Origin of the sequence: Desulfosoma caldarium (genome assembly GCF_003751385.1) — a bacterium.
Lineage (GTDB): Bacteria > Desulfobacterota > Syntrophobacteria > Syntrophobacterales > DSM-9756 > Desulfosoma > Desulfosoma caldarium.
On record NZ_RJVA01000015.1, the window covers coordinates 81053 to 93285 of the forward strand.

Sequence of the window (12233 nt, forward strand, 5' to 3'; positions counted from 1 at the left end):
TCACCACGTCCTAGTCTTGAAGAAGCTTTTCCTTGTCGTAGACCAAAGCGGCCTTGTCATACTGCGCCAGTTCGTATTTTCGGTTCAGCATGATGGCCCCTTTGGGACAAGCTTCCTGGCAAAAGCCGCAAAAGATGCACCGCGTCAGATCCACCACAAACCGGCGCGGCCTTTTCTCATGGATGGTCTCCCCTGCTTCCGGTTCGACGACGATGGCCTTGGACGGGCAGACCGTTTCACACAGATGACAGGCCACACATTTGATGCGGCCGTTTTCGTCCCTCAACAGTCTGGGATGTCCTCGAAACCTGTCGGACACTTCCCGCTTCTTTTCCGGATATTCAATGGTGATGGGCTTGCGAAAAAGCTGTTCAAAGGTCTTGGCAAGCCCTTTAACAAGGGGTCCCAGCATATGTTCTCCTTGAAAGGCTCCTCATCAACCCCACAACAGCACAAAACATCCCGTGACCACAATGTTGGCCAAGGACACCGGCAGCAGCACCTTCCAGCCGAAGTTCATGAGCTGATCAAAGCGCACGCGAGGGTACGTGGCCCGAACCCAAATGAAGAAAAACACCAGAGCGGCGGTCTTCAGCACGAACCAGACCCCGGAAGGCAGCCACGGCCCCTGCCATCCGCCAAGGTACAAGGTCACCGCCACGGCACTCACCGTGATGATGTGCGCGTATTCCGCCAGCTGAAACAGAGCGAACCGCATGGAGCTGTATTCCGTGTGGTAGCCGGCTACCAGCTCGTTTTCGCATTCGATGAGGTCAAAAGGCGTGCGGCACGCTTCGGCAAAGGCGGCGATCATGAACAGCACAAAACCCAAAGGTTGATAGACCACAAAGGGCAGGCGGCTCTGGGCCTCGACGATTTCTGTCAGCCGCATAGACCCGGCCGTCATGAGTACCCCCACGACGGCCATGCCCAGGGCCAGTTCATAGCTGATCATTTGGGCGGTGACTCGAATGCCACCCAAAAGGGAATACCGGTTATCCGACGCCCAGCCTCCCAGAACCACGCCGTAGGTGGAAAGGGAGGAAATGGCCAGGATGAATAGGACGGCTCCGGGAAGATCGGCGATGACCCCTCGATGCACGCCGTAGGCGGTAAGGTCCACGGTGTGCCCAAAAACCATGACGGCTTCCGGAAAGAGTGTGTCCGCAAAGGGAATGGCCGCAAAGGGGGTGAGCGCCGCCACGGCCGTCACCCACGGAGCGAGGGAATACAGGCGCGGTTCGGAAACGGGAAGGTCGATGTCTTCTTTGAAAAAGAGCTTGACGCCGTCGGCCAGGGGCTGCAGCAGCCCCCACGGCCCCACGCGGTTGGGTCCCAGGCGCAGTTGCATGAACCCCAGAACCTTGCGTTCCATGAGCGTGGCGTAGGCCACGGCCGTCAGCAGAACAAAGAGGACCAGCGCCGTCTTGGCCAGGGTGAGAACACCGTAAACGATCCAGTCCATGGTGTGTCGCCTTTCACTGCGCCTTGGAACTGAGGTTTTCCACACGCAAGGGTGTCAGGAGGTTGCCGTCGGTGATACGGCCCAGAGGCAGGTTTTCATAGTGGGTCGCGGCCTGCACGACCCCTTGAGGTACCTGCCGATCGATGCCCACCGGAGCTTCCATGGTCCCGTGCGGCGTGGACAACAAGACCGTGTCCCCGTCTTGGATCCCCAGACTTTGCGCATCCTTTGGGCACAGCCACACGCTCCCTTGGGGTTCCAGTGTCCTGGCCCCCGTACCGTAACGGCCGTAGGTGCCGGACTGAAACAGCGACCGGCACACCAGCAAAAGCATGGGGTAAGCTTCCGAGGGCTGTGGAGGAAATTCCAGCCAGGGAGTGACGGCACCCAACGAGGGATCCAGCACGCGGCGCCAGCTCGCCGAGCCGTACTTGGCTCGATACATGCGGTTCCACCAGTACCCTTCCTGGGGAATCTCCGAAAACGGATACTGATCGTAGTGCGGAAAAACCACACTGATTTCCCGAAAGATATCCTCGGCCGAGCCGTAGCCGAAATCCACGCCCAAACGTCGGGAAAGCTCCTGAAGAATCTTCCAATCATCCCAGGGACCTTCCACAAAAGCACGGGCTCGCTGCCGCTGCACTCGCAGTTCGCCGCTGGTCAGTGTGCCTTCGCTTTCCACCGCTGTCTTGGTCGGAAAGACCACATGGGCTCGAGCTGCCGTCTCGTTCAAGAACACTTCCTGGCTCATGACAAAGGCAGCGTTGTGCAGGGCCTTTTCCACCACGGGCCGAGGAAGGTGTGTGCCCATGAGGTTGGTGCCCATGAGAAGTAGGGCCTTGGGGGCGTCAGGGGCTCCTTCGGCTGCCAGATGCAGCATGCGGTCCAAAGAAAAGCCGGCTTCTCTGGGGATCGAAAGGCCCCAGACTTTTTCTAGCATCTCAGCATTGTCCAAGGCCATATAGCCCGGCAGCCAAAAGGGGCTCACGCCCATGTCCGAACAGCCCTGCGTGTTGGCTTTTTCGGCCGTGAGATGCAATCGCAGCTTTTTGCCAAGCACCAGAAGCAAATCCGCCACGTAGCACATGGCCACGTAGCCGTCCGCAAGACCGGCCAGATCGTAGCCAACAATGAGCGAAGGCCTTTCGGCGTCCAGAAGTTTTTGGGCGGCATAGGCCAGGTCGTGGCGCTGCAGCCCCGTCGCCTCTTCGACCAGACTCCACTGCGTGGCGTCCAGCCGCTTTCTCAGGACTTCTTCGCGCCGGAAATCACCAAACCCACGAAGCCGCGGATCGTTTTGTTCCAGAAGCGACTTGAGGATTCCCAGAATGACGAAGCCCGGACTTCCAGGCCGACAGGTGGCGTTCCACTGGGCTGCGGAACGAAACCGCGTGCGCCGCGTGCTGATGACAAGAAGGTCTCGAAGCCTCTTGTCCTTTTGCGCAGTATTGACCCGCCATGCCAGGGGAGGCATCTCTTTTTTGACATCGGAGCCCACCACCAGGACGGTGTCGGCCTTTTCCAGATCGTCGTAAGTGCCCAAAGCCAGCTGAAATCCGGAAACACCGCGAATGGTTCGAGGCAGACTTTCCTTTTCGTTGCCGTAGGTGACCTTGGGGCGACCCAACACATCCACCAGAGCCCTGAGCATTCTTTGGTGGTCCAAAGCGGTGGTGGCGTCCACGTGAGGTGTCCCCAGGACGGCTCGGCAGAATTTTTGAAACACATAGTTGCTTTCATTACTGGCACGAGGCGATCCCACACCGGCAAAGGTTTTGGCACCATACTGAGCGCGTAGCTGCTGAAGCTGCTGGGCCGCAAAATCCAAAGCCTCATTCCAGGAAACGGGCACAAGCCGCCCGTTTTGGCGAAGAAGCGGTTCTTTGAGGCGCGCCTCTTCCTGAACGATGTTCAACCCAAACCGGCCTCGACTGCAGAGAATTCCCGCATTGACGGATTCGTCAAAGGAACTGGTGACCCTTTTCAGGCGCCCCTTTTTGGTGTTCAACACCAAGTGGCAGCCGCCACCGCAGTAGGGACACACCGCCGTGTCTTTAACAAGCTGCCAGGCTCGAGCGCTATACTTGAACGTCTTGTCAATGATCGCACCCACCGGACACACGGCAATGCAGGAGCCGCAAAATTCGCAGTCCATCACCGCGCCGCCGGCGGTCACCGCCGTGCGATAACCTCGGTTATCGAAATACAGAGCCGCCGCGCCTACGCGATCCCGGCACACGCGCACACACCGTTCGCAATTGACACACCGGTCCGGATAGCGTTCGATGAGGGGCGATTGGCTGTCGTAGCGCGGCGTGAGCCGAGCCGCCTTGTAAGGCTGGTCCTGAATTTTCAGGTGCCGCGTCAGGTTTTGCAATTCGCATTCGCCGCCCTTGTCGCAGATGGGGCAGTCTAGAGGATGATTGATAAGAAGCAGTTGCAGCAGTTCACGACGGTAGTGGGTGAGCCGCTCCGATTCCGTGGTCACTTCCATCTTGTCGGTGACGGGTGTCGTGCAAGCGGGCACAGGCCGTGGCGGGCCCGGTTTGACTTCCACCACACAGATGCGGCACGCCCCGATGGGACTTAGCGCCTTGTGGTAGCACAATCTGGGAATGTAAATGCCGTGTCGGTCCGCCACGTCCATGATGGTCATGCCCGGTTTGGCTTCCAAGGCTTTGCCGTTGATGGTCACTGTGATCATCGCTATCGATCCACGTCCGCAAGCACAATATCAATGGTTCCGATGAGGGCGATGAGATCCGCCAGAAGCCTGCCTTCCGCCATTTTGCTGAGCACCTGCAGATTGACGAAACTGGGCGTGCGCACCTTCACGCGAAAAGGTCGAGAGGTGCCGTCGCTGACGATGTAAAACCCCAGTTCTCCCTTAGGCGCTTCCGTATGGTGAAACACTTCCCCTTGAGGCGGCCGAATGCCATCTTCCACCAAGAGAAAATGCTGAATGAGCGATTCGATTTTCGTAAACACATCCGCCTTGGGCGGATAGGCGATGGTGGGATCCTGGACGGCGATGTCCCCCGCCGGAAGACGATCCAAGGCCTGCATGATGATGCGGGCGCTCTGGCGCATCTCTTCCAGCCGCACCAGGTACCGATCGTAAGTGTCCCCGTTTTCTCCCACAGGCACCACGAAATCGAATTCGTCATACCCGCAGTAAGGATCCGCTCGACGCACATCCCAGGCGATACCGGAACCCCGAGCCACCGGACCGCTTAACCCGTAGTCCAAGACTTCATCCACCGTCAGCACGCCGACGCCTCGCGTGCGCCGAATCCAAATGGGATTCTTGGTCAAAAGGGTTTCATAGTCCTTCATCTTTTCGGGAAACGTGCGACAAAACTCTCGCACGGCCTCTGTCCAGCCGTCGGGAACATCCCGAGCCACCCCGCCGATGCGAAAGTAACAGGGAAACAGCCGCCCTCCCGCCACCGCTTCAAACAGATCCATGAGCTGCTCCCGCTCTCGAAACGTATAAAAGAGCGGGGTCATGGCGCCCAGGTCGTGAGCGTGGGTGGCTAGCCAAAACAGGTGACTGGAAATTCGCGTCATCTCCGCCATAATGACCCGCAGGTAGCGAGCGCGCGGCGGCACTTCAATACCCAAGAGCTTTTCCACGGCCAACACGAATCCCAAATTGTTGGCCGATCCGGCCAGGTAGTCGATGCGGTCCGTCAATGGCAGGCACTGGTGGTAGGTCTTGGATTCCATGAGCTTTTCGATGCCGCGGTGCAAATACCCAATGTCCGGCGTGCACCGCACAATCACCTCCCCGTCCAGTTCCACCACCACGCGCAACACCCCATGGGTGCTGGGATGCTGAGGTCCCACATTGAGGATCAAGCGTTCGGTCAGTTCACTCATGGTGCAGTCCTAGTCCAAATCCCAGTCGGGGCCCTCGGTGGGATAGTCCTTCCGCAACGGATGCCCCTCCCACGTCTCGGGAAGCAGGATTCTTCGTAGATTCGGATGGCCCGCAAAGTGAATGCCCAAAAGGTCGTAGCATTCCCGTTCATGCCAGTCGGCGGTGGTCCACAGCCCGCTTACCGACGGCACACTGGGCGGGTCCGTCTCCGCCCATGTTTTGACGCGAAGCAGAGCGTGATGCGCATGGCACCACAGATGGTAAACCACTTGAAATCGGGGCTTTTGCGGATAAAAATCCACCGCGGTCAGGTCGATCAAGTATCGAAATCCCCACCGGTTTCGAAGTTCGGTCATCACCGCAAGAAGGTCTTCGGCGCCCACGTCGATGGTCCATTGATCCCGAAAACACGTTCGGCCTCGCACCGCCTGTGCAGGCAACCCTTCGATCACCTCTTCCACATACGCCCTGGACAGCCCTTCGCCGCTCACGCCCGCACCCCCCGAAAAGACTGCGCCGCCTCAGGATTCACCACCACGGGGCCCTCCTTGCGGGTAAGGAAAGGATCCTTAAGAATCTTGTCGTGAAGTTTCAAAATGCCATACAAGAGCGCTTCCGGTCTGGGCGGGCATCCGGGAACATAGACGTCCACGGGAAGATACCGATCAATGCCCTGCACCACGGCGTAGCTGCGAAAGATGCCTCCCGAACAGGCGCAGGCTCCCATGGCTATGACCCACTTGGGCTCCGGCATCTGCTCGTAAATGCGCACCACCGCGGGCAACATCTTCTTGGTGACCGTGCCGGCCACAATCATGAGATCCGCCTGCCTGGGGGACGCTCGAAAGGCCTCCATGCCGAACCGAGCGATGTCAAAGCGATTGGCCGCCGTGCAGATCATCTCTATGGCACAGCACGCCAAGCCAAAGGTGGCCGGCCACACGGAAGACTTGCGGGCCCAGTTGACGAACTTTTCCAGTATGGAGGTGAGAATCTGGCTTCGGATCTGCTGCTCTAATCCCATTCCAAAGCCCCCTTTCGGTACAAATAGACCAGGCCGATCAGAAGAACCACAGTGAAGACAAGCATTTCCACAAATCCAAACCACCCCAGATCTCGAAAAATAACGCCCCACGGGTAGAGGAACACGGTTTCAATGTCGAAGATGATAAAGACCATGGCCAGCACGTAGAATTTCACGGGAAAATGGATTTCCAAAGTCCCGATGGGATCCATGCCGCACTCATAGGGCATCATCTTCTGTCGCGTGGCCTTGCGGGTGCCAATGCGCTTGGACACAAGGATGATGGCGCCCATCACAGCCATGGTGATCACAAGATAGAGCAGCACCGGGAGGTACATCGCCGTCATGGACCGGCCTCCTCACACCTCATGGCCCGAACCCTCATGCAGAGCACACGCCCAAGGGGCATTTCTTGTCCACAATATGGGCCAGGTATTCGTCTTTGAGCCGTTCAATGGTGGTGCGAACAAAAAAGATGGGGGACATGGCCAAGGCACAGTTGGCCGTGGCCGACATGGTCTGGGCCAGGTCGACCATTAGGGACAGATCGGATTCACGCCCTTCCCCTTGCGCGATGCGGCACAGGGTTTCATAGAGCACGCGCGTGCCCCGCCGACACGGCGTGCAAAATCCGCAGGATTCATGCTGGAAAAAGTGCATGATATTGCGCACCACATCCACCACACAGGTCTTTTCGTTCATGACCAACATGGTGCCGGAACCCAAGGCGCCGCCTTTTTTCTGCATGGATGCATAGTCCATGACCGTATCCAGGTGTTCCGCCGTAAAGAAGCCAAAGGAAGCCCCACCCGTTTGGCACATTTTGAACGGGATACCGTCCTTCATCCCGCCGCCGTAGACTTCAATAAGTTCTCGCAGCGTGAGCCCCAAGGGTGCTTCCACGATCTGCGGCGCATTCACGTGGCCGCAGATCTGATAGAGCTTGACGCCCGGGGAATCTTCGGTGCCAAAGGACCGGTACCAGGAGGCGCCGTTCTTGATGATGGCCGGCACATTGGCCAGGGTTTCCACATTGTTGACCACCGTGGGCATAGCCCACAGCCCTCGAACCCCCGGAAAGGGCGGCTTGACCCTCGGGTTGCCTCGAAGCCCTTCAATGGATTCGATCAGCGCCGTTTCTTCCCCGCACACATAGGCTCCGGCACCGGATCGAATCTCCACGTCAAAGGAAAACGTTGAACCCAAGATGCGTTGCCCGAGAAATCCGCGCTCCCGCGCCTGCTCCACCGCCCGACGCAGCCGGTGCATGGACAGGGCGTATTCGCCTCGCACGTAAATGAAACCCTTGCAGGCCCCAATGGCATATCCGGCAATGATCAATCCTTCCAAGAGCCGGTGAGGGTTTCCTTCCATAATGTAGCGATCTTTGAACGTGCCGGGTTCCCCTTCGTCCGCGTTGCAGATGACGTACTTTTCCGGCGCCTTCAAAGGCAGCGTAAAGGACCATTTCATGCCTGTAGGAAAACCGGCTCCGCCGCGGCCCCGAAGCCCCGATTGCTTGACTTCCTCCACCACCTGTTCCGGAGACATGCCCAAGACCGCCTTACGCAACGCCTCGTAGCCTCCAATGGCCAAATAGTCGTCAAGGCTTTCCGGATCGATGTCCCCCACGCCATGCAGGAGAATAGCTCGGCGATGAATCTCCCAGTCCGTGCGCACCCGCCCTCCGGAACCGGGCAACTTGCGGTAATCCACCACATCGCCGCGCCGATACCGTTCAATGACCTCATGAATTTTTTGGCGCGTCAGGTTGCCAAACACCACTTCGTTGATCTGCATGGCCGGAGCCACTTCGCACACGCCAAGGCATGAAGAAAGCTCCAGCGTGAAAAGGCCGTCGGGTGTGGTCTGTCCCACATCGATGTCCAGTTCCTCACGCAGTGCCTCCAGCACCGTTTGCGTCCCTAGAATGTGGCAGGCGGGGGATTCACACACGCGAACGATGAACTGCCCTCGAGGTTCCAAAGAGAACATGGTGTAAAAGGTGGCCATGCCGTAGAGGTAACTCAAGTGAACGTCCACCTCGTCGGCAATCCACGCCAACACATTGGCTGGAAGCCAATGGCCGCACGCCACTTGCACCTCGCTCAGCAGAGGAAGCAAAGCCCCTTTCGTGCCACGGTACCGATCAATGATCTCCTGAATTCGGGCAACCTCGGAAGGACTGAGGTCTTTGGAAGGGTTTTGGAAAACCGCAGGACGCCTCATGGAACCTCTACCCGCTTTCTCGATCTTTGGAGCTTCCGCGCGCCGATCATTCGCTGCCACCGCCACAAGAACCGTCACAGTGCACAACTATGGCCCGCTTTGGGGTCCGTGTCAATGAAATTCTTCACAAACTAGGCTCCTCCCTTGTGCGTCATCGGAAATCACGGGGCGGCATAAAAAGCTTTCCAAAAAGGCTACGGGTATTTTAATGTAATATGTACAGAGAATGCGCATGGAACCTCGAGCGGTGGAGCCTTTGGAAGCCATGGAAGAACGCCTTCGCACATTGGCCAGCCTTCATGCCAATCATTTCAGTGCTCATCTGGACGCGGTGCGGCTGCGCACGGGAAGGATGACGGAACGCATTCGCATGGAACATCCCGAAGCGGCAGCGGTTTTAGCCTTTACCGATCCCGAGTGCACGCAGATACTCATGGTGCGCCAGTGGCGCTACGCCATCGGGCGAGAAACGTTGGAAATCCCTGCGGGAAAGCTGGATCCTGGAGAATCGGCGGAAGACGGCGCCCGCCGCGAGCTTCTCGAGGAGACGGGCTATCGGGCGTCCGTTCTGGTGCCCATTTTTCGATACCATCCGGCCATCGGATATTCGGACGAAGTCATCGCCATTTTTGCGGCCTCGGGATTGAGGCGGGAAAAAGCGCTCGGAGACGAAGATGAGATTTCCCGTGTGGAAATTCTTTCGGTGGATCAAGTCATGCACAGCCTCCATGAAGGCACCATCACGGACGGCAAGACGGTCATCGCCCTGTGCCTTTATCAAAGTTTGAAGGCCCGTGGCGCCTTGACCTTGTTCCACGGCGCACCTTGACCTCGGCGGAACTCCCTGCCCTCGGTGGATTGCCCTAACCGGCGGGGTCATGGATCAGGGCATGCTCAGAGGACCGAAAAAGAACGCCCATGGAAAAGGTTCCCATCACACGCCAAGGCTTTCGAAAACTTTACGCCCAGCTGATCTATCTGAGGCGTGTGGTTCGACCGCGTGTGCTGGAAGAACTGCAAGAAGCCCGCCTATATGGCGTCAAGATCGACAACCAACAATACCTCTTGGCTCGGGAACAGCACCGCATGCTGCAAAGAGAGATCGACGATCTGCAGGCCAAGATTTCCCAGTGTGAAATCGTTGTCGGTGGAAAATTTCTTGTGCGGCGCGTGACCTTTGGTGCCCGCATCGCCGTCTTGAACATGGATACGGGCCAGGTTTATCACTTTCAAATGGTTGGTCCTTTTGAATCGGATGTGCGCAACGGCAAGCTTTCCATCGACTCTCCCGTCGGCCGCGGCCTCATGGGTCGAAACCCCGGAGAAGAAATCACGGTGCTCACTCCCGCCGGCGAACGCACCTACCGCATCCTTCACGTAGATTTTTAAGCCCACGGTCCAGCTGCAGGATGTTTTATCCTTTCATGACGCCGAGGGGGCGCAGCTTGGCCACGGGGCGACTGATGCCCGCCTGGGCCACCACTTCCACCACATCACTCACGTCCTTGTACGCCTCGGGCATCTCTTCCACCAGGGTGGCCTTGCTGGCGCCGAGCACGAAAACACCTCGATCTTCCATTTCCTTTACAATGCTGCGGCCTTTGGCGCTCTTGACCGCCTGGTGACGGCTGAGCACTCGGCCGGCACCGTGGCATGTGCTGCCAAAGGTGTCCTCCATGGCCCGATCCGTCCCCACCAAAACATAACTGTAGCGCCCCATGTCACCGGGAATGAGCACGGGTTGCCCCACGGATCGGTAGGCCTCCGGAATCGCTTCATGACCTGCCGAAAAGGCTCGCGTGGCCCCTTTTCGATGCACGCAAAGCTTGCGGCGCTGCCCTTGCCAAACGTGTTCTTCGATCTTTGCCATATTGTGGCACACGTCATAGAGCAAGCTCAGCCCCAGGCGTTCGGAAGATTGGCCGAAGAACTGTTCAAAGGTTTCCCGCACCCAATGGCTGATCATCTGTCGATTAGCAAAGGCGAAATTGGCCGCCGCACCCATGGCGCCCAAGTAACTTTGCCCTTCGAGGGAAGCCACCGGAGCGCAGCACAGTTGTTTATCGGGAAGATCAATGCCGTACTTTTGAGTGCTCTTGAGCAAGACGCGAATAAAATCGTCACACACCTGGTGGCCTAGACCTCGAGAGCCGGTGTGCACAAAAACCGTCAGTTGCCCTTGAAACAGTCCAAAAACCTCGGCCGTTTTCGGCTCGTAGATCTCTTCCACCACGCCGATTTCCACAAAATGATTGCCCGAGCCCAAGGTTCCCAGCTGTGATCGCCCCCGAGCTCTGGCCTTGGCAGAAACCTGGGCGGGATCGGCCCAGGGAATGCATCCGCCTTCTTCAATGCGTTCCAAATCAAGGGCGTCGCCAAACCCTTTAGAGACGGCCCATTGCGCACCTTTGAGAAGCACGCCGTCCAGTTCGGCTTCGCTCAGTTTGAAATCCTTGCGTGAGGATCCCACGCCGGAAGGAATGTTCCGAAACAGGGCTGTGACCAGATCGCGTATCTTCTCGGCACCCAACTCCAGAGCCTGCAGGTGGCTGGTCATGAGGCGCACACCGCAGTTGATGTCGTAGCCCACGCCACCCGGAGACACAATGCCTTCGTCCACCGAAAAGGCGGCAACGCCGCCAATGGGAAAGCCGTAACCCCAATGAACGTCCGGCATGGCCATGGAATAGCCCACAATGCCTGGCAGACAAGCCACATTGGCCACCTGATCCATGGCCTGATCCTGACGAATGGCGTCCAGCATTTTTTCTGCCGCGTAGATGATGCCATCCGTGCGCATGGCGCCGGTGCGAGGAATCTTCCAGCGCCACCCGTCAATTCTTTCCAATCTGAGACGATCCTTCACACTCATGGTTGAACCTCCTAACCTTCCCAAACCCCTCGCGCCAGGGCAGGCCTTAAATGTCGAAAATGACTTGAGCCGTCCAGAACCCGTTACGAAATTCCACGGAAGCCATGTGGTAGGTGACGGCCTTATAGAGCAGTTTCAATTCATGGCGTTGTGGATCAAAAACCTCTCCGTGCACGGTCGCTTTCACATGCCATGAAGGCTCCAGCACCACGGCCACCTTCTTGCCCAAAAAATTTTCCACGTCAAAGAGATAGAGCAGTTCGGAAAGCCAGCGCACCAGAAGCTCATCCAAGGCTTCGGCCTCCACGTGCACATGGCGAACCTGGCGCTCTTCAATGGCCGTCAGACCCGCCATGAGGTCGTAGAATCCCAGTGCGGCCTTTTCAAAGACGTGCCTCAGGTGCGGCCCATGCACGCGAAGGCCCACATCGGCCGTGTGATGGATAATTTCGTACCACCCCTGGTCCATGGCTTCGCCTTCGTACCAGCTCATGAGCGTATCCTTTTCACCTAGGCCAAAGGGTTTCATTCCGCCTAACAGATTCCGTGCCTGTATCGAACGGATTTTTAGCGGTCCACGTCTTAAGACGTAACCGGTCCTGCAATCAAAGAGAAGATGCGCGCCGCCCGCAGAAGACACTCTCAACGGCCGTGTTCGACAGGTGCTCGTCACCTATTTATAAAAAGGTTAAACTGCATTACATTACGCTCCCTGCCTGCCCTCAGGGCTGAGGCTTCGCCACATTGGGCTTGACTT

Annotated in this window: 12 protein-coding genes; 2 read left to right on the forward strand and 10 right to left on the reverse strand. The window is 57.7% G+C overall.

The window, feature by feature from the left end:
- Nucleotides 1-10 precede the first annotated feature (10 nt).
- From EDC27_RS13920 to nuoF, 8 genes are read right to left on the reverse strand one after another with little or no spacing between them, the layout of a single operon-like run.
- Nucleotides 11-412 (reverse strand): NuoI/complex I 23 kDa subunit family protein, encoded by a 402-nt coding sequence (locus tag EDC27_RS13920; protein ID WP_123291243.1) that lies wholly within the window; start codon nt 410-412, stop codon nt 11-13.
- A gap of 24 nt (nt 413-436) precedes the next feature.
- Nucleotides 437-1465: an NADH-quinone oxidoreductase subunit NuoH gene (gene nuoH, locus EDC27_RS13925; protein ID WP_123291244.1), complete on the reverse strand. Its 1029-nt coding sequence runs from the start codon at nt 1463-1465 to the stop codon at nt 437-439.
- Between the two features lie 13 nt (nt 1466-1478).
- On the reverse strand, nt 1479-4172 hold the full coding sequence (locus tag EDC27_RS13930; RefSeq protein ID WP_123291245.1) for a molybdopterin-dependent oxidoreductase: 2694 nt from the start codon (nt 4170-4172) through the stop codon (nt 1479-1481).
- A 2-nt stretch (nt 4173-4174) separates the two neighbouring features.
- Nucleotides 4175-5350: an NADH dehydrogenase (quinone) subunit D gene (gene nuoD, locus EDC27_RS13935; RefSeq protein WP_123291246.1), complete on the reverse strand. Its 1176-nt coding sequence runs from the start codon at nt 5348-5350 to the stop codon at nt 4175-4177.
- Nucleotides 5351-5359: 9 nt separating this feature from the next.
- A complete protein-coding gene (locus EDC27_RS13940) occupies nt 5360-5842 on the reverse strand; it encodes an NADH-quinone oxidoreductase subunit C (protein ID WP_123291247.1) in 483 nt (160 codons plus the stop codon).
- Nucleotides 5839-6375, reverse strand: a complete 537-nt coding sequence (locus EDC27_RS13945) for an NADH-quinone oxidoreductase subunit B (RefSeq protein WP_123291248.1) — start codon at nt 6373-6375, stop codon at nt 5839-5841. Before EDC27_RS13945 ends, EDC27_RS13940 begins: the two co-directional genes overlap by 4 nt.
- On the reverse strand, nt 6366-6722 hold the full coding sequence (locus tag EDC27_RS13950) for an NADH-quinone oxidoreductase subunit A (RefSeq protein WP_123291249.1): 357 nt from the start codon (nt 6720-6722) through the stop codon (nt 6366-6368). The genes EDC27_RS13945 and EDC27_RS13950 overlap by 10 nt, the downstream gene beginning before the upstream one ends.
- 34 nt (nt 6723-6756) lie before the next feature.
- Nucleotides 6757-8604 carry an NADH-quinone oxidoreductase subunit NuoF gene (nuoF, locus tag EDC27_RS13955; RefSeq protein WP_123291337.1) on the reverse strand — a complete coding sequence of 616 codons (1848 nt, stop codon included), beginning with the start codon at nt 8602-8604 and terminating at the stop codon, nt 6757-6759.
- A gap of 232 nt (nt 8605-8836) precedes the next feature.
- Between nuoF and EDC27_RS13960 the strand changes: the two genes are divergently transcribed.
- Nucleotides 8837-9433 carry an NUDIX hydrolase gene (locus EDC27_RS13960; protein ID WP_281273160.1) on the forward strand — a complete coding sequence of 199 codons (597 nt, stop codon included), beginning with the start codon at nt 8837-8839 and terminating at the stop codon, nt 9431-9433.
- Between the two features lie 89 nt (nt 9434-9522).
- Nucleotides 9523-9993 carry a GreA/GreB family elongation factor gene (locus EDC27_RS13965; protein WP_123291251.1) on the forward strand — a complete coding sequence of 157 codons (471 nt, stop codon included), beginning with the start codon at nt 9523-9525 and terminating at the stop codon, nt 9991-9993.
- Between the two features lie 25 nt (nt 9994-10018).
- Here EDC27_RS13965 and EDC27_RS13970 read toward each other — a convergent pair whose 3' ends face one another.
- Together EDC27_RS13970 and EDC27_RS13975 are read right to left on the reverse strand one after the other, a co-directional pair.
- Nucleotides 10019-11476 (reverse strand): RtcB family protein, encoded by a 1458-nt coding sequence (locus EDC27_RS13970; RefSeq protein ID WP_123291252.1) that lies wholly within the window; start codon nt 11474-11476, stop codon nt 10019-10021.
- A 46-nt stretch (nt 11477-11522) separates the two neighbouring features.
- Nucleotides 11523-11969, reverse strand: a complete 447-nt coding sequence (locus EDC27_RS13975) for an archease (RefSeq protein WP_170161834.1) — start codon at nt 11967-11969, stop codon at nt 11523-11525.
- Between the last annotated feature and the right edge of the window lie 264 nt (nt 11970-12233).

What these genes read in the sequence shown, in the direction of transcription:
- EDC27_RS13920 (WP_123291243.1), bottom strand. Translation starts at nt 412, where the DNA reads ATGCTGGGACCCCTTGTTAAAGGGCTTGCCAAGACCTTTGAACAGCTT.
- nuoH (WP_123291244.1), bottom strand. Translation starts at nt 1,465, where the DNA reads ATGGACTGGATCGTTTACGGTGTTCTCACCCTGGCCAAGACGGCGCTG.
- EDC27_RS13930 (WP_123291245.1), bottom strand. Translation starts at nt 4,172, where the DNA reads ATGATCACAGTGACCATCAACGGCAAAGCCTTGGAAGCCAAACCGGGC.
- nuoD (WP_123291246.1), bottom strand. Translation starts at nt 5,350, where the DNA reads ATGAGTGAACTGACCGAACGCTTGATCCTCAATGTGGGACCTCAGCAT.
- EDC27_RS13945 (WP_123291248.1), bottom strand. Translation starts at nt 6,375, where the DNA reads ATGGGATTAGAGCAGCAGATCCGAAGCCAGATTCTCACCTCCATACTG.
- EDC27_RS13950 (WP_123291249.1), bottom strand. Translation starts at nt 6,722, where the DNA reads ATGACGGCGATGTACCTCCCGGTGCTGCTCTATCTTGTGATCACCATG.
- nuoF (WP_123291337.1), bottom strand. Translation starts at nt 8,604, where the DNA reads ATGAGGCGTCCTGCGGTTTTCCAAAACCCTTCCAAAGACCTCAGTCCT.
- EDC27_RS13960 (WP_281273160.1), top strand. Translation starts at nt 8,837, where the DNA reads ATGGAACCTCGAGCGGTGGAGCCTTTGGAAGCCATGGAAGAACGCCTT.
- EDC27_RS13965 (WP_123291251.1), top strand. Translation starts at nt 9,523, where the DNA reads ATGGAAAAGGTTCCCATCACACGCCAAGGCTTTCGAAAACTTTACGCC.
- EDC27_RS13970 (WP_123291252.1), bottom strand. Translation starts at nt 11,476, where the DNA reads ATGAGTGTGAAGGATCGTCTCAGATTGGAAAGAATTGACGGGTGGCGC.
- EDC27_RS13975 (WP_170161834.1), bottom strand. Translation starts at nt 11,969, where the DNA reads ATGAGCTGGTACGAAGGCGAAGCCATGGACCAGGGGTGGTACGAAATT.